Source organism: Algoriphagus aestuariicola (genome assembly GCF_017254835.1).
GTDB lineage: Bacteria > Bacteroidota > Bacteroidia > Cytophagales > Cyclobacteriaceae > Algoriphagus > Algoriphagus aestuariicola.
On sequence record NZ_JAFKCW010000001.1, the window covers coordinates 793,849 to 814,778 of the forward strand.

17 protein-coding genes and 1 pseudogene are annotated in these 20,930 nt (G+C 45.6%); 15 read left to right on the plus strand and 3 right to left on the minus strand.

Annotated elements, in window-relative coordinates:
• Positions 1-5: 5 nt before the first annotated feature.
• Positions 6-1,283: a DUF4270 family protein gene (locus tag J0A67_RS03345; protein WP_206567850.1), complete on the minus strand. Its 1,278-nt coding sequence runs from the start codon at positions 1,281-1,283 to the stop codon at positions 6-8.
• A 229-nt stretch (positions 1,284-1,512) separates the two neighbouring features.
• Between J0A67_RS03345 and J0A67_RS03350 the strand changes: the two genes are divergently transcribed.
• Complete coding sequence (locus tag J0A67_RS03350) at positions 1,513-2,733, plus strand: BamG-related protein (RefSeq protein WP_206567851.1); 1,221 nt, start codon at positions 1,513-1,515, stop codon at positions 2,731-2,733.
• Positions 2,734-2,745: 12 nt separating this feature from the next.
• Positions 2,746-3,300, plus strand: coding sequence for a hypothetical protein (locus tag J0A67_RS03355; protein ID WP_206567852.1), 555 nt, complete (start codon positions 2,746-2,748; stop codon positions 3,298-3,300).
• Between the two features lie 62 nt (positions 3,301-3,362).
• On the opposite strand, the gene J0A67_RS03360 is transcribed toward J0A67_RS03355, so the two are convergent.
• Both J0A67_RS03360 and J0A67_RS03365 read right to left on the minus strand, forming a co-directional pair.
• Positions 3,363-4,157, minus strand: a complete 795-nt coding sequence (locus J0A67_RS03360; protein WP_206567853.1) for a thymidylate synthase — start codon at positions 4,155-4,157, stop codon at positions 3,363-3,365.
• 116 nt (positions 4,158-4,273) lie between these two features.
• A complete protein-coding gene (locus J0A67_RS03365; RefSeq protein WP_206567854.1) occupies positions 4,274-5,314 on the minus strand; it encodes an endonuclease/exonuclease/phosphatase family protein in 1,041 nt (346 codons plus the stop codon).
• Between the two features lie 244 nt (positions 5,315-5,558).
• Here J0A67_RS03365 and J0A67_RS03370 point away from each other — a divergent pair, with 244 nt between their 5' ends.
• The 13 genes and pseudogenes from J0A67_RS03370 to J0A67_RS03425 all read left to right on the plus strand — a co-directional run bounded on the left by J0A67_RS03370 (position 5,559) and on the right by J0A67_RS03425 (position 20,916).
• A complete protein-coding gene (locus J0A67_RS03370) occupies positions 5,559-6,134 on the plus strand; it encodes a DUF2911 domain-containing protein (RefSeq protein ID WP_206567855.1) in 576 nt (191 codons plus the stop codon).
• A gap of 128 nt (positions 6,135-6,262) precedes the next feature.
• On the plus strand, positions 6,263-8,677 hold the full coding sequence (locus J0A67_RS03375; RefSeq protein WP_206567856.1) for a penicillin acylase family protein: 2,415 nt from the start codon (positions 6,263-6,265) through the stop codon (positions 8,675-8,677).
• A 6-nt stretch (positions 8,678-8,683) separates the two neighbouring features.
• Complete coding sequence (locus J0A67_RS03380; RefSeq protein ID WP_206567857.1) at positions 8,684-9,055, plus strand: hypothetical protein; 372 nt, start codon at positions 8,684-8,686, stop codon at positions 9,053-9,055.
• Positions 9,056-9,201: 146 nt separating this feature from the next.
• Entirely contained in the window at positions 9,202-9,678 is a 477-nt protein-coding gene (locus tag J0A67_RS03385; RefSeq protein ID WP_317195039.1) for an ArsR family transcriptional regulator, read from the plus strand.
• 145 nt (positions 9,679-9,823) lie between these two features.
• Positions 9,824-12,448: an SLBB domain-containing protein gene (locus J0A67_RS03390; RefSeq protein ID WP_438839583.1), complete on the plus strand. Its 2,625-nt coding sequence runs from the start codon at positions 9,824-9,826 to the stop codon at positions 12,446-12,448.
• Positions 12,449-12,477: 29 nt separating this feature from the next.
• Positions 12,478-13,797, plus strand: a complete 1,320-nt coding sequence (locus tag J0A67_RS03395; RefSeq protein WP_206567859.1) for a UDP-glucose dehydrogenase family protein — start codon at positions 12,478-12,480, stop codon at positions 13,795-13,797.
• Between the two features lie 322 nt (positions 13,798-14,119).
• Entirely contained in the window at positions 14,120-15,202 is a 1,083-nt protein-coding gene (locus tag J0A67_RS03400; RefSeq protein WP_206567860.1) for a Wzz/FepE/Etk N-terminal domain-containing protein, read from the plus strand.
• Positions 15,203-15,312: 110 nt separating this feature from the next.
• Complete coding sequence (locus J0A67_RS03405) at positions 15,313-16,557, plus strand: flippase (RefSeq protein WP_206567861.1); 1,245 nt, start codon at positions 15,313-15,315, stop codon at positions 16,555-16,557.
• Positions 16,550-16,843, plus strand: a pseudogene (locus J0A67_RS23270) (class I SAM-dependent methyltransferase); the annotation flags it as partial. The gene J0A67_RS03405 and the pseudogene J0A67_RS23270, both read left to right, overlap by 8 nt.
• Positions 16,844-16,948: 105 nt before the next feature.
• A complete protein-coding gene (locus tag J0A67_RS23025; protein WP_241265050.1) occupies positions 16,949-17,152 on the plus strand; it encodes a hypothetical protein in 204 nt (67 codons plus the stop codon).
• 40 nt (positions 17,153-17,192) lie between these two features.
• Positions 17,193-18,191 carry a glycosyltransferase gene (locus J0A67_RS03415; protein WP_206567863.1) on the plus strand — a complete coding sequence of 333 codons (999 nt, stop codon included), beginning with the start codon at positions 17,193-17,195 and terminating at the stop codon, positions 18,189-18,191.
• A gap of 41 nt (positions 18,192-18,232) precedes the next feature.
• Positions 18,233-20,131, plus strand: coding sequence for an asparagine synthase (glutamine-hydrolyzing) (asnB, locus tag J0A67_RS03420; protein WP_206567864.1), 1,899 nt, complete (start codon positions 18,233-18,235; stop codon positions 20,129-20,131).
• Complete coding sequence (locus tag J0A67_RS03425) at positions 20,119-20,916, plus strand: glycosyltransferase domain-containing protein (protein WP_206567865.1); 798 nt, start codon at positions 20,119-20,121, stop codon at positions 20,914-20,916. The genes asnB and J0A67_RS03425 overlap by 13 nt, the downstream gene beginning before the upstream one ends.
• Positions 20,917-20,930 lie beyond the last annotated feature (14 nt).

Genomic DNA, 20,930 nt, shown 5'->3' on the forward strand with positions numbered 1-20,930 from the left:
GAAGTTTAGTTTAATGGAATTAGTATGATTTCTAGTCTTGGTTTTTGGGTGGTAGAGTTGGTGCCTAGGGCGAGGTAGCCGGTGTTGAGTGCCTCGCCAGCCATGAGTTCCATCCACAAGTTGCTGCCTGGGTCGGCGCCCCTGATTTTTTTGTCCACATAGGAAGTGGCGTCCAGGAGGAAGAAGGTGTTTTCCTGAAACTCGTTGTCCAGACTGTACAAAGTGGCTTGGCTGAGATAGGTGTCCAAAAGTCCGATTTTCTTGATGGCGTAGATATCCATGCTTTCGGCCACGGGATTGAGCACAGCGTCGTAGGTCAGCCGTTTGACAGGCAAAAACAGCTTGGCCTCTGCGATGTAATAGCCACTCGGAATCTCCCCGATGCTACTCAAGCTGCCAAGCTTGAGTCCGATGGCGGAGAGACCGAGTTCGTCTGCAAGTGCCATATCCCCAGTTTCCTCTGCGGAAATCCAGGTTTTGGACTGCCGATTGGCAAAGAGCGTCCCATCTCGGTTGAGGTCGATGTGGGTAAAGATTTTGGAAGGATACAGAGTATTAGTGACGGAGATTTTCATCTCCTCGCTGCTTCGATTAGTCTCGTTTTTTTCCTGGTAATAAATGAGAAGATAGGTCTCCGTGCTCAGCTCGATCAGCGGGCTACTGCCCTCGACTTCCAGTTTGAGGCCATGAAATGCGTCCCGGAAGTCCTCTATGCTTGACAGAATGGTTTGGGAGCCTTTGAGTTTCCCGAAAAGCTCGCGGCCGAAATCCATGGGTAGCGTGACTTTTACCGAGTCAAAGGCTGGGAAGATTTGGATTTGCGCAGTGGTGATCGGGCTGGCTTTGCTTTGCAGAGATTCGAAGTGGTAGAAGACTTCGTCTTCATTGGGGTATTCAAAAGCTTCAGCTATTTCACTGATTTTGAGTTGGAAGCTTTGTAGCGTATCATAGCGTGTGCTGGAGTATTTCAGTACCAAGACCAGCGAGTCCAGCTCTTTTGATTCGTCTATCGCGGCAAAGCTCTCGGGGGCAAACTCAAAGTAGGGGATTGCTTGAATATGTCCTCGAATAGGATCAGCATAGGAGCCCAAGAGCATGGAAGTCTTGCCGCTGGTGACTAGACTGTCTAAAAAGACCGTCCCGAGCTCCAGTTCGCTGTGGACGATTTTCCTGATAGAAAAGTCGTCTTCCAAATCTACCTCTGGAATTTCTTCCAAATAGCTGTTTTCAAAACAGGAGGTAAGCAGACACAATAGGAGTATTCCCGTCAAATGAACTCGCATCTTTTTTTTCTGCAAGGCTAGTACAGTGCGGCAAGATTTGGAGGCAAAGTAGACCTGGGAGTGAAATCCCTCTGCGAAGCGGACTTTTTTATCGAACAAACGGCACTTGGTTCAGTTGGCGAGTCCGCTCTCTTGGTGGAGGATTTTTGGCACTTGCTCCATGTGATTTCCTTGTTGGTCTATTTCCGGCTCTCAGCTGGAGGTCTCGCTTTAGGTTTGGGGAAAAATCATGAAGCGTACGAGTGTCATTTTGTTTTTAGCCTACATAGCCTCGGCGATGCACGGATTTGCCCAGCGCGGACACGGCTCGCTATACTCCTATTTTGGCGCGGGTACCTATACCTTCGACAACTTTGGGATGGCCAAAAGGCTGGGGGGAGTCGGTTCGGCAGTCCGCTCCCCTTATTTTCTCAACCCAATAAACCCCGCTTCCCAAAACAGCCTCGAAGTGGGGTTTACCTTCCTCTTCGAAGGAGACATGAGCTACAACTACCAGGTGCTTGAAACTGAGTCGGAGGTCCAAAAGAACAACTTTTCCAACCTCAATGCCTTCCAGTTTTGGTTTCGCACCTCAAAAAAATCGGCGTTTTCACTGGGCCTGACCCCGGTGACGCTCCAAGACTACAGCTTCTCGGATGTGGTCACCTTCGAAGGGATGCAGGAGCGGTATATTCGGACTTATCGTGGTTGGGGAAACACTAGCAAAGCCTATATCAATTGGGCATTTGGGCTGACAGACCGGATCTCACTCGGCGTACGCCCCTCTTTTCTCTTTGCTAACTACCAGAAAGAAAGCACCTATTTGGATGCTTCCGAAAGCGGCTACATCACGGATAGGACCGGCTCCAACTCCGGCTTTGGCTTGGAAGCGGGGGTACAGGCTGAACTTCTGGCCACGCCAAAATTCAAGCTCACTTGGGGTGCAAACGCGCAGTACTACTCCAAACTGACGGGGACCTTCAATGAGGAGATTGCCACCTCCACGGATCGCCTGGTGCTGTATCAAGCCGATGAAAAGACGTCCAGCTTTAAATTGCCCAAGACGCTGCGCTCCGGTTTGGCCTTCCAGTCGGGGAAGCTGCTGATCGCAGGCGACGTGCTCTACAATTTTTCGACGGAGTCTTTTGAGAATAGCCAATCTTCCCAAGTGTATTCCCTCGGTGCCGAGTTGGTGCCGGGTTACTTTGCCCCTGAGGTGCTGAAGTCCATGAGTTTTTCGTTGGGAGGCCGGATGGACACGGGTTCCCTGGCGCTGGATGGACAAAGGGTGAAATCTTACGCCGTATCATCGGGGCTGGGCGTTCCCCTCAACCGCTCCACCAGAGTCAACCTTAGCTATCAATACCAAAAAACAGGCGAGGTGCAGACTCTTGCGTCAGAAAGCCTCCACACCATCACACTCCAATTTTCCTTTGGAGACCGCTGGTTTCAGCGGTATAAGTATGAATAAATTTTAGTTATGATGAAGATCTACTTTCTCTGGACGGGGCTACTCCTTTGCCAACTTCTCTGCCCTGTGAAAACTATAGCACAATCCGCCGCTCAACCGAGAAACAACAATACACCACGGATCAGCACCTGCACACCGGAAGAACTGATCGGGCTCATCAAATACGATCACCAAGAAGCTGCTGAAAAAATGGGGATATCACGAAGTTCGGCAAGTTTTGACAAATTTGACCGATTACTTCAAGATCACGATGCTAAGGTGGATGGCATTGTCAAAAGTCATCAGGACCTATTTGAGGGGTTATACGCTCTTAAGGCTCAATATGAAGAAAGGGCGACTCTGTTGCAGGATTTTCAACCTCTGGTCGAACTGATCCATTTGATGTATGAAAAGCTCCGGCCCATCGCTGATGAAGTGGCAAAGGAAAGTGAGTACCTCGACATATTGGTGGCGCACGTGCTTCAGGACAAACAATTTCGAAAGTGGAAGCGTTATCGGGTCAAGGTCAAAAAACGACGCGGCCCGCGCTATCCCAGACCGATGGCAGGACCATTGGTTTGGGAGTAGAAAAGGGAAAAGCCCCGAATTCCAGCGAATTCGGGGCTTTTTTCAGATCATCGATAATGGCGTCATACCGCCACCGCAGCCTTGATATGCGGATGAGGATCGTATCCCACCAGCTCAAAATCCTCAAACTTGAATCCAAAGATGTCCTTTACCGCAGGGTTGATTTTCATTGTCGGCAGCGGTCTGCACTCACGACTAAGCTGGAGCTCTGTCTGCTCAAGATGGTTGAGGTAGAGGTGCGCGTCGCCAAAGGTGTGCACAAACTCGCCTGGCTCCAAGTCGCAGACTTGCGCCACCATCATAGTGAAAAGGGCGTAAGAGGCGATGTTGAATGGCACTCCTAGAAATACGTCGGCGCTACGCTGATAGAGTTGGCAGGAGAGCTTTCCGTCTGCCACGTAAAATTGGAAAATCGTGTGGCAAGGGGGGAGGGCCATGTCGTCCACATCGGCCACATTCCAGGCACTCACGATATGCCGGCGGCTGTCGGGCTTGGTTTTGATCTGATGGATGAGGTTTTTGATCTGGTCGATTTCCCCGCCTTTTCCATCAGGCCAGTGCCTCCACTGGTACCCATATACTGGCCCAAGGTCTCCATTTTCGTCGGCCCATTCGTCCCAAATCGAAACACCGTTTTCCTTCAACCAGGTGATATTGCTGTCTCCTCGGAGAAACCAGAGCAATTCGACGATGATGGAGCGTAGGTGCAGTTTTTTGGTCGTCACGACTGGGAATCCCTTGGACAGGTCAAAACGCATTTGGTGTCCAAAGATGCTGATCGTGCCAGTGCCGGTGCGATCTGTTTTTTTCACACCTTCATTGAGAATCCTTCTCATCAAGTCGTGGTATTGCTGCATGGTATCGGGGTAAAATTCTAGTCCGGCAAGTTAGGCCATTGCTTCAAAATTTGGTAGTAAAAGATTCAAATCTCCGGATATTGTCGAGACGATGGCGCTAGATTGGGCGGGGGGGACTATTTCATTCCCTCCCAGGTAAAGGTCGCAGAGACTGGATAGTGATCTGAATAATCCACTTCGCGATGGGTGTTAAAATAGACGGGTTTGAGGGATGGATCCGCGAAAATATGGTCGATCCTGAGGAAGAAAAGTATCCGGTTGTACGTGAATTCAAATCCTCTTCCGGCTTCTTCAAAGGCATTGTCCAACTTTTCACTTAGCCTGAAATAGACATAAGAGTAGGGTACCTCATTCAGATCGCCCATGAGGATCACCGGATGAGGACTGTTGTTGATGTGTTCGTAGAGCATCGATAGCTGTTGCGCACGCGCCAGGCTTCCCCTGTGCAATTTGCCCAAAGTCTGTCTATATACCTGCTGAGCCCGATCATAGTCGTTGAGCGAGCCCGTCTCTATGGCCATGGACTCTAGGTGAGCGTTATAGATCCTCAGCGTATCATTGCCAACCTGAATGTCAGCGAAAATCGCTCCGTTAGTAACTTGATTATCAAATACAACACCGTGGTTGAGGATGGGATAGCGGGAAAAAATCGCCATTCCCTGTGACCTTTTCTGGGGATTGCCATCGACGATATGATAGACGTGTTCGTACTCTCCATCCTTCGTCAAGAATTTGAGTGCATTTCTGGTAGAGGAGGTGTTGTCTTGATAGAATTCTTGGAAAGATTTGATGTCTGCCGGGTGTTCGGCCAGCCAAGTGAAGACGTTGGGATCAAGTTGGTCTGTTTTCTTTTTCCGATAAAAAAAGCTGTGGGCATTGTAGGTCAAGACTTTCAGTCCTTCGGCGTCTTCGTTGCGCGGATGGATCTGAAAGCTGATTAGCAGAAATTTGTATCCTATCAGCAACGCCGCTAAAGGGAAAAAAGCAAGTCTTCTCCAGGACAATGCCAAGACGGCAAACAGGAAGATATTGACAATCAGGATGACTGGGATAAAGAAGGGAAGCAATCCCGCAAAACGGAATATCTCAGGAGAAACAAAGACACTGGAATAGAGAACCAGCGATAGCAAAAATACCGGAACTGTAATAAATTTCATCTAGGTTGGGTAGAGAGCAAAAGAAACAAACCCGATTTCAAAAGTGGTGATTTTCGCGTCATTTTCAATATTGTTCAGTTTCTGGTTGGACAAATCATTCTTACTCAAAGTTCCTTCCAAGGGTTACAAATGCCGGGTCCAAAATCCTGCCAAGCGGCTTAATCAAATTTTGACCCGACACTTGGAATCACGTGATTTAGTTTAATTTTACGTAATTACCCAACAAATTAATCATCTACCTCCCATGAAAAAGTTTTCGAATAGTTGGTTGACAGCATTCATTTTCGCATCGATCTTGGCATGCCAGCCCAAGACTGCGGAGACCAGTGCTGAAGCTACCGCTGAAGAGTCCACGACTGCCGAAACGGCTGAGAGTGAGCAACGACCCAGCCCTTTGATGGTCGAAGAAGGGCAGATCGCCGGGAAATCCATCGCAGTTCACTATGGTGCCCCATCGGTCAAGGGAAGGGCCATTTGGGGGGATCTGGTACCCTACAATATCGTTTGGAGAACCGGAGCGAACGAGGCAACCTATGTCGAGATACCGCAGGATGTCAACGTAGAGGGGCAAACCTTGGCCGCAGGCAAGTATTCCCTTTTTACCATCCCAAAAGAGAAGGGGCCATGGACCGTGATCTTCAATTCAGACTGGGAATTAGAGCACGGGCACTTTCAATACGATGAAAAGAAGGACGTATTGAGAGTAGAATCTTCTCCGGTTTGGGAAGAAACCTCAACCGAACAACTCAGTATCAAGATCGAATCTCCCGGCTTGGTAATTCGCTGGGACAAGTTGAAGCTTCCTATTGTAATTCAATAATTCAAACGCAAAAAAATCCTTGGACGAACATCCGGGGATTTTTTTGTGCTTGACCATGGGGCTGACAACTCAGTAGATTTTGTGCGACACCGCATTACATTTCCCTTTACCACCATGACTGACCTTTGATGAAGTATTTTTCTTTCCTTCTGGTGTTGGGTGTTACGATTGCCCTCGCCGTATTGGTTTCCATCCCGATTGGCCAAATTCCGCCCATTGCTCCTTTGCTGGACCCAAACCACGGATTTTGGCAGAATAGCATCAGCGAGGATGAGCTAGCTGCGGAGGAGTTGACGCTGGAAAACCTTACTGCTCCAGTAGAGGTCGTTTATGACCAAAATCTCATTCCTCACATTTTTGCAGAAAGTGAAGCTGATCTCTATCGGGCCCAGGGATATGTGACCGCCCAGCATAGGCTTTGGCAAATGGAGTTTCAAACCATGGCGGCCGCTGGAAGGGTCTCCGAAATCGTGGGGCCGATAGCGCTTGATCTCGACCGTATGACCCGGCGAAAGGGGCTGGCTTTTGGAGCTGAGCTAGGTATGAAATTCCTCCAGGAAAACGACCCGGAGACACTTGCTCTCGTGGAGGCCTATGCGGACGGGGTCAACCAATACATCGCCCAGCTGAGTGACGCCAGACTCCCCGTCGAATATAAAATCCTCAACTATAGACCGGAACCTTGGTCAGCTTTCAAGTCTCTTTTGCTCCTCAAGTACATGTCCGACATGCTGGTGGGAGATAGGGATTTGGAGTTTACCAACCTTCGGAAGATCCTCGGCGAGGCTAAACTGGACAGACTTTATCCTGAATTTCCTTCGGAAAATGATCCAGTCATCGAAGCCGCCCATGTCTGGGACTTCGAGCCATTGCCAGTTTTGAAGCCCGATTCTATGGCTTATCCGGATGAAGAGCTTTTGATATCCCCTCTTTCCCAGCCGGAAGAGGGCACGGGCTCAAACAACTGGGCGGTAGCTGGGAAAAAAACCAAGAACGGGAACCCTATCCTTGCCAATGATCCACACCTGAGTCTAAATCTGCCCTCTCTTTGGTATGCCATGCAACTGAGCACCCCTTCAAATACCGTGAAAGGAGCAACCCTCCCTGGAGCGCTTGGTGTAATATCAGGATTCAATCAGGATATCGCATGGGGAGTCACCAATGCCACTCGGGATACGAGAGACTGGTACAAAATCACCTTTCAGGATGAAAGCAGGAAGGCATATCAATATGGAACGACATGGAAGCCCGCCGAGAGACGTATCGAGGAGATCAAGATCAAAGGGCAAGAGGCATTTATCGACACGGTTATTTACACCCACTACGGGCCTATTGTGTATGACCGGTCTTTCAGAGCTGAGAGGCAGGATATCAACTTTGCGCTGAAGTGGACTGTGCATATGGGCTCAAACGAGCAGAAGACTTTTTTGCTCATGAACAAGGCGAAAAACCACAACGACTACAATAGGGCGTTGGATCACTATACCGCACCAGCGCAAAACTTTGTGTTTGCCTGCAAATCCGGTGACATAGCCATGAGGATCCAAGGTAAATTTCCTCTGAAATGGCCAGGGCAGGGGAAGTTTTTGATGGACGGGGCAGATCCAAAAATGGAATGGCAGGGATACATTCCCAATGAGCAAAATGCTAGTACTCTGAATCCCGAACGGGGATTTGTGTCTTCGGCAAATCAGCACCCGACCGACTCGACGTACCCCTACTATGTGTTTGACAACAGCTATGAGCACTACCGCAATCGACGCTTGAACAGGAAGCTTGGTGAAATGGAGCAGATCACGGTGGAGGATATGATGGGGTTACAGTTTGACGATTATAATCTCCAAGCGGCGGAAGCGCTGCCAATATTGATCCGACTGTTGGGGACCTACAAGGCCGACTCGCCGGAAGCGGAAAAATACCTGCAGGAGTTAAAGTCATGGGATTTCTTTGCGGATCCCAATCAAAAAGGGCAAACGCTGTATTCTATTTGGTCAAGCGAGACTTTTGAAAGTATCTGGCGGGAGCTTTTGGAAAGCAAGGCAGCAGTCGTCCGTCCCTCAAGCTACCAAACTGTTGAATTAATGGCCAAATCCGAACAGGATTCTATTTTCGAAGTGAAGTCAGTAGACGGTGTGGAGGCTGCGGATTATCACGTCAGGTTAGGTTTTGACTCTATGCTCGTTGTGATGGAAAAATGGGAGGCCGAGCAGGGTGACTATTCTTGGGCAAACTACAAAAAAACGACAATCCAGCATTTGGTGCCAACTTTCAAGTCTTTCTCGGTAGTCAATGTGTATACAGGAGGCGGATCGGGTATTTTAAATGCAACCGGCAGCCGACATGGGGCCAGCTGGAGGATGGTGGTGGAGCTTGGATCACAAGTTCAGGCCTTTGGTGTCTACCCAGGCGGACAGTCCGGCAATCCCGGCAGCAAATTTTATGAGAATTTTATCCCTGTTTGGGCGAATGGGGGGTATTTGGACTTCGGCTTTAGAATGAAGGGAGATGTAGATAATGTCCTCTTTAAAACCACACTAAAATAAACTGACATGCGATTTATCTTTCTTACCATACTTGTTGCCCTGCTTGTGGTTTTTCTCAATTCGGTTGGACCATTTTGGATGGTGATGATAGGCATTGCTTTTTTGAGTGCCTTGATTTCTCCCAATGGATTTGGAGGGTTTATGGGAGGGGGACTAGGAATGGGACTGGCTTGGCTAGGGCAATGCATTTATTTGGGCATCAATACGTCAAGTCCTCTGCCAGACAGAATGGGTGAATTGATGGGTATGGGCTCTGGCATGACCCTGATCGCCATTACAGGAGTCGTTGGTTTTTTGCTCGGGGGATTTAGTGGGTGGACGGGTATACTATTCCGAAAAATGTTTCAAAAAACACCTGAAAACGTCTATAGAGGATAGTTTTTGGCGGAATCGGCCATCCTTCTTTTTTTGCAAAAGCGCATATTTATTTTTTCAGTTGATCGGAATGAGTACCTTTGTTACTCATTATTTGCTGACTTTTTATGCTTGAATCGTTAATCACTTCAAAGACTCGATTGCGTCTATTGATAAAGTTTTTTGTCAATTCCCAAAATCACAGTCACTTAAGGGGACTCGCGGACGAGTTTGGGGAATCTACCAATGCGATTCGCAAAGAACTGAACAACCTCACTGACGCGGGAATTCTGGTCAAGCATTCCGACAAGAACAAAATCGAATATCAAGCCAATACGCATCATCCATTCTACACGAATATCCGGGACATCATCAGAAAATATCTGGGATTGGATATGCTTTTGGAGCAGATTTTGGAAAGAATGGGCGATGTGGATCAGGTAGTTCTGATAGGAGACATAGCAAGGGGTAGCGATACCGGTACTATTGACGTATTGGTAACTGGAGACAGTCTCAATGAGGATTATTTCCATCACCTCACCCAGCGATTGGAGCAATTAATTGACCGAAAAGTAATTTTCAACTTGGCTTCCGGACGTTTTTCTTCGGACGGGCTGATCCTGTTTGACCGTCAGGCAGGGGTTTAAGGATGTTATTGCATACTAAATCAAACATGCTAGGCACAGGTGTTGTGACTGAAAGGGCGAAGCTGTACAAGGTGTGGCGATTTTCAATAAAAGATGCGACTTTAGCAGGTCGAAAAATTGAACCCATAATTTTCAAGGAAAAATAGTGAAGCATTTGCTAACCCCAGTTTTTGCCAAAAAGGCACTTCTGTCGATAATTTTTGTCCTGTTTTTTAGTTCGCTATGGGCACAAAATCTCAGCGATTTGAGGAATCTGAAGGTGGACAACCTCTCCGATGCCCAGATTGAGCAGTTGATCAAACGGGCTGAATCTAGTGGACTCACTTCTTCCCAAATGGAAGCAATGGCAAGAGAGCAGGGGCTTTCTCCAATTGAGGCGAATAAGTTGAGGACAAGAATCATGGGGCTGCAAAGAACAGTCGGCTCGAAGTCAAGTACAGGAGGATTTGCAGGTAATGAATTGAGAAGTATGGAATTAGAAGACTCGGATGACCTCTTTGATTCCATCCGAAAATCGGACCCCTACTACGACTTGACCCCATTTCAAAAGAAGATTTTCGGGTACAAGCTTTTCCATAACCGAAATTTGAACTTTACTCCGAGTTTAAATCTCCCCACCCCTCAAAGTTATATAATCGGGGGTGGTGATCAGTTGCTGATTGACGTGTATGGAGCTTCTCAAGAGTCTTATGACGTCACAGTCTCCCCAGAGGGGCGTATTCTTGTTCCCAATGTAGGGCCTATCCAAGTAGGTGGGGCAACGATAGAGGCAGCGACGGCACGGCTAAAATCCTCTTTGGGAAGGATTTATTCTGGGTTGATGGGAAGCAATCCCAACACCTTCCTTCAGGTAAGATTAGGAAATATCCGATCCATTAAAGTATCTATGGTCGGAGAGTTGTCCAAGCCGGGCACCTACACCTTGCCCTCATTCGCCTCCGTATTCAATGGCTTGTTTGCGGCCGGAGGGCCCAATGAAAACGGTTCATTCAGAAATATCCAAGTTTACAGGGATAGTCGACTGGTGACAACGGTGGACATCTATAAGTTTTTGTCCAAGGGTGAATCCGAAGCAAATATCACCCTCCATGACAACGACGTGATCATCGTCCCGCCAGTTCAGTCTCGTGTGGAGATCATCGGACCAGTAAGGAGAGAGGGATTTTTTGAAGTACTTCCAGAGGAGACCCTTTCTGATTTGTATATCTACACCGGGGGATTTAAGAGTGAGGCTTACACGGATAGACTTACGATTAGGCGAGTAGAGAATAATGAGCGAAGAATCATTGATGTAGCACAGGCGGATTTCAAGAGCTTCAATCCCAAAGACGGGGATGAGATCCTGATCGGAGAGGCTTTGGATCGGTTTGTCAATCGGGTTCAGGTTTCCGGCGCGGTACAAAGACCCGGAGAATATGCACTTGAAAACGGGATCTCCGTAAAAAGTTTGATTGAAAAGGCTCAAGGCCTGAAGCCAGAAGCGTTCGTGAACCGGGCAACGCTCTATCGAACAAGTGACGACCTCACCTTGGCTGCAGAGCCCTTGGATTTGAAAGGTATTCTCGATGGGACTGTGGAGGACGTGGTCTTGAAGAATGAGGACTTGCTATATATACCAAGCCGCTACGACATCCAAGAGGATACTTATGTGAAGATCTCAGGGGAAGTAAATTCACCTGGTACATTTCTTTTTGCGACTTCCATGACCGTTGGCGACTTGATCCTGCAGGCGGGTGGGCTGTTGGAATCGGCCTCCAACTCTTATATCGAGATTGCAAGGAGAGTGCGAGATGCTAGTTCTGGCAAATTGGCTGAGTTGATCACTCTTTCCATTGATCCAAACCTGCAACTGACTGAGGAAGAGAGAAATCAACCACTATTGCCATTTGATCACGTATTTATTCGAAAAAGTCCGGGATTTGAGCGGGAGCTTTTGGTGACCATACAAGGTGAGGTGAACTATCCGGGACAGTTTGCTATCTCTTCTGCAGATGAGCGAATCTCGGATGTAATCAAACGTGCGGGCGGACTGAATCAATTCGCCTATCCGAAGGGAGCCAGCTTGGTCAGAAGAACCGTTTACTATAAAGAACCAACGCCTGAGCAGGTTAAGGAGAAAACCTTGAGAGATATTCGGGAGAAAGTCGATCCCGAAAAGCGGGATCAAATCAACCAAGCGGAGCTCATCATCTTCGAAAGGCTTGAGCAAAAGATCAACGCTATAGAAGAGGAGAAACTGATACAAGAACAGAAGAAAATCTTGGAGGCAAACAAGGACTTCATGATTTCGGATTCTCTTTCAAGGGACTCTTTGTTTAGTGAGGTGCGATTCAAACAGCAGGATGTAATCGGGATTAACCTGGAGGATATCCTTCGAAATCCAGGTTCGGGAGAAGATTTGATCTTGCATGAGGGTGATATATTGCGGATTCCCAAGGAACTTCAGACCATCAGGATGGTGGGAGAGGTACTGTTGCCGACTACGACCCGATATATCGCTAATGCAAGCTTGCGTAGGTATATTTCTCAAGCGGGAGGCTTTACCGAGGAAGCCAGAAAAAGCAAAGCCTATGTCATCTATGCAAATGGCGACGCCAAGAGAACGCATTCTTTTATGATGTTTAAATTTTATCCCCATTTAGAGCCAGGGGCTGAGATTGTTGTCCCGAAAAAGCCCGAAAGGGAGAAATTGGGCGCGGCAGCTTGGTTGGGTATCGCTTCAAGCTTGGCCACATTGGGGATCCTAGTACAATCATTAATAAACAACTAAAAACTAACAACTAACAAAAGTCAATTTTTATGAAAATCACAGTAGTCGGAACCGGATATGTAGGCTTAGTATCAGGAGCATGTTTTGCAGACGTGGGAATTGAGGTGACCTGCGTCGATATCGATCAGAGAAAAATCGAGAATCTCAAAAATGGCATTATGCCGATCTATGAGCCAGGCTTGGAGGAAATTGTAATTCGAAATTTCAAAAGTGGCCGCCTAAATTTTAGCACGGATTTAGGAGAAGCGATCCAAGGGGCGGAAGTAGCTTTTATCGCGGTTGGAACGCCTCCAGGTGAGGACGGTTCGGCTGACTTGAAATATGTACTTGCGGTTGCCGATGAGATCGGAAGCAAGATGACCGATTATATAGTTGTAGCTACAAAAAGCACCGTTCCTGTAACTACAGGTGAAAAAGTCCGGGCGGCAATACAAGCAGCGCTCGTCAAAAGAGGTTCCGACCTTCCTTTTGCGGTCGCCTCCAATCCGGAGTTTCTCAAAGAAGGTGCTGCGGTGGAAGACTTCTTGAAGCCGGACAGAATTGTGATTGGCGTGGATGACGAGCGCGCAGAGCAGATTATGCAGCGGCTGTACAAGCCTTTCCAGCTAAGCGGTGACAGGATCATTTACATGGACATACCTTCGGCGGAGATGACAAAATATGCCGCCAACGCGATGCTAGCTACCAAAATTTCCTTTATGAACGACATCGCCAACCTCTGCGAGAGGGTAGGAGCGGATGCGAATATGGTCAGAAAAGGGATTGGATCAGATCCAAGGATTGGCAATAAATTTATATATCCGGGTGTCGGCTATGGGGGTTCTTGCTTTCCCAAAGACGTAAAGGCGATCATCAAAACTGCCAAACAATACGGATATAACCTTCGTGTTCTCCAGTCTGTGGAGGATGTAAATGACGATCAAAAACACATATTGGCAAGTAAGGTCAAAGCCCATTTCGGTGAAGACCTAAGCGGATTAACCTTTGCGATGTGGGGACTTAGCTTCAAGCCCAATACTGACGACATGCGGGAATCGCCGGCTTCTGTGATTATCGACGAACTCAGAGCTGCTGGTGCGAAAGTCAAGGCCTATGACCCGGTTGCGATGAAGGAAGCCGAGGCTCACTATATTTTTGACAAAGTAACCTATTGTAATGATGCCTATGATGCGTTGGTCGATGCGGATGCACTTCTTTTGGTGACCGAATGGTCAGAATTCCGAATTCCTAGCTGGGAAGTTGTCGGCAAGCTACTCAACAACAAGGTGATATTCGATGGAAGGAATATTTACGACAAGAAGTATCTAAATTCATTGGGCTTTACGCACTTTGGAATTGGAAATAAATGAAGCAGTCAAAGTAGGGAAGATAAAAGCGATTCAAGAATTGTGATTTCTGTGGTTCATTGAAAAGTTGGAGTTAACCTAACAAAGTTAAAAAAGGCCGAGCAGGGACACTTTTCTAGTAAAAGTGTCCCTGTTTTAGGTAGCTAGGCAACGTACAGATATCGAATAGGCCCAGCAAAAAAAATCTCCCAAAAATAACAGTCACTTTGGCAACAGAATTGAATTCATTTGCCATCTCTTCCGACTGGATTTTGTTTTTTTGAAATTGTTTTGCAAAAAGCTTGTAGTGTATCCAATTGATCTCATTTGGTAATTTAATAGTTGTATGTCGGAAAACGTCTCAAAGTCTCCTTTTGAAGAACTCACATTGAGCGGCCTTGCAACGGTTGTTTGGAACAGGCGCAAAGTAGTTTACAAGGTTACCCTCCTGTTTGTTGTTTTGGGAATTGTTGTTGCACTGGTTTCCCCCAAAAGGTTTTCTGCTACTTCGACCTTTATTCCCCAAATGGGTGAATCACCTGGTTCTCAAGGAGCATTGGGTGGATTGGCCTCTTTGGCAGGGTTCAATCTTAGCGGAGTGTCAGGCAGCTCAGATGTGCCGCCTGCTTTATATCCAAAGATTGCCTTGTCTGTAAGCTTTCAAAAGGCACTGCTGAATGCAAAAATTCACGTGGACGCTTTGGACAGTGCCATTAGCTATCAAGAATATTACGATCAGCTTTATTCGCCAGGAGTAATGGAGTATGTCAAAGACTTTACCGTTGGCCTACCTGGCAAGGTGGTGAAAGCTTTGAAAGGGGAGCCAGAAGCCGTATTAGTACAAGAGATTAATGGGATTGTCAGGGTGAGTCAGGAAGAGTACACCCACTTCAAGAGGCTTAATGCTCAACTGAAGGTCATTCCAAACGAAAAAGACGGCATCGTCACCGTCCATTTCGAAATGCCTGAGCCTTTGATGGCTGCCGAAATGACCAAATTCTCGGTAGATTTGCTGCAGGAAGAAGTGATCCAGTTTAAGATAAAGAATGCGAAAGAACAGTTGAGGTTTACCGAAGAGCGTTTTTTGGAGAGAAAGGAAGAATTCGAGGATGCCCAAATGAAATTGGCCAACTTCAAAGACCGCAACCAAAATTTGAGTTCAGCCTATGCAATCAGTCAGCTTCAACAGTTGGAAGCAAACTATAACTTCTATTTTGATGTGTACACCGAGCTGGCCAAACAAGTAGAGCAAGCAAAATTACAAGTGGCAAAGGATACCCAAGTTTTTTCTATTCTTCAACCTGTTACTCTCCCTATAGAAAAGTCCAATATTCGAGGATCTCTTGTCCTGATTATTTTTTCCATGATCGGATTTTCATTTTCGATAGTCTACATTTTAGCATCTGAGTATTTCAAAAGACTGAAATAGGGATTGTAATTGCAATGATACCATATCGATTGGAGAGGCGCTTTATAGACTATGTGCCTGTTTACTTTTATTCTTTCTACTCAAAAAAGCTAGATTAAATATTACACTCTTTGGGTAGAGAAAGTCTTTTTTCAAATATTTTCAATTTACTTCTCCTACAGGGCATGAACTATATTATGCCCTTGGTGACTTTTCCATATTTGGTCAGGGTTTTAGGGGTTGATCAATACGGTGTACTAGCCTTTTGCTTGGCGGTTTCATCATATTTTACCCTAGTTACCGACTACGGATTTAATCTTTCTGCCACCAGACAGGTTTCAATAAATAGGGATGACTCCCAGAAGATCAGTGAAATTTTCGGTTCAATCCTCTTTATTAAGTTGTTGTTGATGGCCGCCTGTTTCTTGGTGATGGTGTGTCTTGTTTTCTGGATCGAGAGGTTCAACCAAATACAGGATCTGCTGTTTATTTCATTTGGGATGGTGTTCGGACAGGTTTTATTTCCTATTTGGCTCTTTCAGGGGATGGAGAGAATGAAATATATTACCTATCTGAGCATTTTAGCTAAGTTTATTTTTACTGTAGGGATATTTCTTTTTGTAAAAAATGAAGCGGATATATGGCTGGTTCCTCTGCTCAATTCCATTGGCCTAGTTTTTATCGGAGTGGTATCGGTTTTTATAGTTGTTAGGCAGTTTGGAGTGAAGTTTTATATTCCAAATAGGCAAGTTTTAGGTTTTTATCTCAAGGACGGATGGGATCTATTCACATCCAATTTGGCTATTTTGGGGTATAAGAACAATTCGATATTGCTTTTGGCATTTTATCTCGATCCAATAATTTTTGGGTTTTACTCTATAGGCAAGAAGATTTTTGAGGCGATCAACGGATTGAATGTCGTTTTGTCCCAGGCCTTTTTTCCGAGTGTCTCGCAGGCCCAGAAAGACAGAGGTTTGGCCATTTCAAATAGATTAAGAAGTCTTTTCTCCATTTCGATGATTCTTTCTACTTCTATTTTTCTTTTTACCTTTTTCTTTGCCAGATACATTTCGCTGCTTGTGTCAGGCAGTCAAGAGGCTGTCGTTATAGAAATTCTTAGAATGCTGGCAATTGCCTTGTTTATCATAGGTATAAATGTTCCTGCGGTGCAGTATCTTTTGACAACAGGGAATTCCCGGAGATTTAGCATCATTGTGTGGTGTGGTGTCCTTATTGACTTGATTCTATTGTTTTTACTTGTTCCAAAGTTTGACTATAGAGGTGCTCTTTATGCAACACTGGTTTCTGAGATGTTGATTACTTTGTCTTTGTACTACTATAGCTATTCGATATTTAATAAGAGAAAATATGTTTGATGAAATTTTGAACCAGTATCAGAATAAGTACGGCAAAAGTGTGCTGGAATTAGGACCTGGAGAGACCAAGCAATTTGAGTACTGTATTGGTTTGGATATGGTCAACAAGGATAGTGTGGACTTTGTTTGTGACTTGTCTGAGGGTTTTTCTTTCATACAGGATAGTTGTATAGACGAAATTCATACAAGCCATTTTTTGGAACATATTGATAATTTGCCTCTGTTTCTCAAGGAGGTTTTTAGGGTCTTGAAGCCTGGGGGTAGGATGGTTAATGTTGTGCCCCATTTTTCAAACCCTTACTACTATAGCGATTATACCCACAAGGCTTTTTGGGGCCTGTATTCTATTTCTTACTTCAGTAAAAATTCCTTTTTCAAACGGAAAGTGCCTATGTACTACAATGACATTGACTTCGATATTTTGGATGTCAAGTTGATTTTTAGGTCTGACTTTCGGCTTAGAAATCTCTTCAAGAAGGTATTGACGTCTATTTTTAACTCTTCCAACTACATGAAGGAGCTGTATGAGGAGACATTTACATATATCTTCCCTTGCTATGAGATTCTATTTGTCATACAGAAAAGCAAAGGTTGAAATCGAGTCGGAAAACAATTATGCTTTAAAATAGATTGGTTTGATTAAAACTATTGCGGTAATTGTCACTTATGGCGACAGGTTTGTATTCCTGGAGCAGGTGGTTAGAGCGGCTGTCAAGGAGGGGGTGTCCCAAGTTTGGATAGTGGACAACGCGTCTGCCGTTGAATCGAGAAAGCAGATAAGTTCACTAAGATCGGAGCTAGGAAATGTGACGGTTTTCACAAACGAAGCCAACTTGGGTACGGCAGGCGCATATTCTCTTGTTCTTGATTATGCCTTTCGACTTCGGGAAGAGATTTATTTATGGTTTTTGGATGATGACAACTGTCCCAGATCGGGCTGCCTTAGAGCTTTGCATAGTGCGCATTCGCTGTTGTCAGAGGACTTTGCTCGTCCTGTTTTGTATTGTTACAGGGGAAACTGTTGGCGGGATGATTTGCTTGCAGTGTCGGCGGGATTAATCAAAGCTCCGGTGGCCAACGGTTTTTGTGGGTTTGACATTGCGAGCTATTTGGGTGGCAAATTGGGCAGAAAGGCAGCTTCTCCCGATAAAAGCGATGTTAGATTCCCTATCATAAAGGTTCAATATGGTCCGTATGGCGGGCTTTTTAGCCACGTAGACAATTTGAGGGAAATTGGTTTACCGAAGAAGGAATTTTTTGTCTATGCCGATGACCATGAATACACGATCAGGTTTTCAAAGCTTGGCATAAAACAATTTTTGATCTACTCCAGCCAGATTGAAGACTTGGATATGTCCTTCAAGGATGGAGAGGATATTTTTAGCCAGAATGTATCACTATTTAAGTTGTTTTATTCTTTTAGAAACACCGCATATTTTTACAATAGTATAAAAACCAATAGCTACAGATATCGCTTAAATCGGATTTCCTTCTTTTTGATTATTTGCTATTGGGGGTTTTTTAAGTTTTTAAAGAAACCGGCCTTTATATATAACAGGATTAAATTTTTGTTTTCTGCAGTTAGATTGGGAGAAAAGGGTGTTTTTACAATTGTCCCCAATTCTTTTGAATAGTTGTTCTGTTCGTTCGATTTTCCTTTTGAAAAAGTAGCGTTATGTGTGGAATAGCCGGATTTGTCGATCTGAATTTGTCATCAGATGAAAATGTGTTGAAAAAAATGACCGATGCCATGTTGCATCGGGGTCCGGATGACTCGGGATATTATTTTCAAAATGAGTCATCGTTTCAAGTGGGGGTGGGGCATAGGCGTCTTTCTATTTTGGACTTGTCCCCACAAGGCCATCAGCCCATGGAGTTTGGGCAGTATCAGATAATATTTAACGGGGAGGTCTACAATTTTAAGGAGATCCGCACCGATCTGGAAAAGGAGGGTTTTTCCTTTAGTTCAAATTCCGATACGGAAGTCATATTGAAGGCCTACAGCCAGTGGGGCAAGGAGATGGTTCATCGCCTAAATGGTATGTTTGCCATAGCGATCTATGATTACATCGGGGAAAAGATCACGCTTTTTCGAGATCGCGCCGGAGTCAAGCCAGTGTACTGGTATTTCAGGGATGGCTTGTTCATGTTTGCGAGTGAACTCAAAAGCTTTCATGAGCACCCTTGTTTCAAACGGGAGATTAGCGAAGAGGGGCTGAATCTATTTTTTCAATACGGATACATACCGCAACCGTATACGATTTTCAGACATACCCATAAGCTGAAGGCAGGCCATATACTGGAATTTGGTGTTTCCAATGCGGATATTAAGGCCTCAAAATATTGGGATGTCATATCATGCTACAATCAAGACAAGCTTTCCATCAGCGAAGAGGAGGCCAAAACTGAGACTGAACAATTACTTAAATCCGCTTGTGAATATAGAATGGTAGCGGATGTCCCGGTAGGGATTTTCTTGAGTGGGGGTTACGATTCCTCTGCCGTAACGGCTTTGTTGCAGAGTTCTCGAACCGAAAAAATCAAGACCTTTTCAATTGGCTTTTTGGAAGAAAACTTCAATGAAGCCCATCATGCGAAAAAAGTCGCGGATTACCTTGGGACTGATCATACTGAATATTATTGTAGACAGGAGGATGCAGCGGCTGTTTTGCCTGATTTAGCCTTTTATTTTGATGAGCCATTCGCGGATAATTCGATGATTCCTACTATACTGGTGAGCAAGTTGGCAAGGGAGAAAGTAACTGTCTCGCTAAGCGCTGATGGTGGGGATGAGCTGTTTGGAGGGTATGAAAAATATCTGATAGCGGGAAAATACCATGATAGGTTCGGTCAGTTCCCCTACAGAAAGCAGATGTCCGGCGTATTGGAAAAGCTGTCACCCCGTAGGCTTCGCCTCAATACTGTTTTTCCCAAATCCAGCGAGCGGTTTTACCGAGCGGTGTCCTTTTTGAAGTGTGAGTCCCCGGCCGATTTTATGGGCAGTTTTCAGAAGTTTTTCACTTCAGAAGAAGTGAATGAGCTGGTTCATTCTGGATCGGGACAGGTATTCACAGGTTTTGACGATTTGGAATACTTGTCGGGTGGATTGTCGGATTTGGACAAGATGATGGCGATTGATTTCAAGACTTACCAGCAGGATGATATTTTGACAAAGGTGGACCGGTCCACGATGTCGGTAAGTCTAGAAGGGAGGGAGCCCTTGCTGGACTATAGGCTGATTGAATTTGTCTCCCGCTTGGACCCAAGCCTAAAGATCAAGGACGGGAACAGAAAATACCTGTTGAAAGACATTACCCACAAGTATGTTCCAAAGGATCTGCTCGACAGACCAAAAATGGGTTTTAGTATTCCCCTGGAAAGATGGTTGGTTGAGGGATTCAGGGATCATCTGGAGTTTTATTTTCAGCCTGAGAGACTGAAAGAGCACGGCTTGTTTGACGTTTTTGAGATGGTCAAGATAAAGGAGCTGTTTCTCGACGGACATTCTTATTTGTTGGGAAAGGTCTGGACTGTTCTTGTGTTCCAAATGTGGTATGACAAATGGATGAGGTAAGGAAGGGTCGCTTGGTAGTCTATATCGCACTTTTTGGTGACTATGATCGATTGATAGATCCGATTGGAAAGTTTGATCGAGTTGATTTCGTCTGCTTTACCGACCAAGTCGATTTGAAGTCGGATATTTGGCAGATCCGACAGGTCTGCAATACCGAGCTAAGCTCACTGGAGCTCAATAGGATGTATAAGTTTTTTCCCCATCGGTTTTTGGGAGAATATGAAATAAGCTTCTATGTGGATTCCAACATCCGCATAAAAAATGCGGCCAATAGGCTGTTTCGCCAATTGATCGATAGCAACTATACGTTTGCTCTTCCTGATCATTTTGGCCGACGATGTGTCTACGATGAAGCTAATGTGATCATTCTGTCCAGAAAGGGCAATGAGGAGGTCGTGAACTCCCAAATGAAAGGCTACGAAGCGGAAGGCTTTCCGGTGGGGTTTGGGTTGACGGAGAACAACCTTCTTTTCAGAAGGCACACTGACCCAAAGGTGATCAAGACGATGGAGCTCTGGTGGGAGGAGTTTCAGAATAAAAGCAAAAGAGATCAGCTTTCATTAATGTATGTGCTGTGGAAATCGGGCCTGGACTTTACGACAGGCGTATTTTCATCCCGACGCAGTCCCTACTTTTCGATGGAGCCGCACAAGGGTGCTGTCACCCGATTTACCAAGCTGATCGGCTACGTCAGATTCAAAAGATTCTATGACTCTAACCAGCCGCTCCCTCGCGTTTTTGACTATCTGGACAGGATTTATGGGAAAATTGTCCGGATGCTTTAGTGTATATGTTTTCC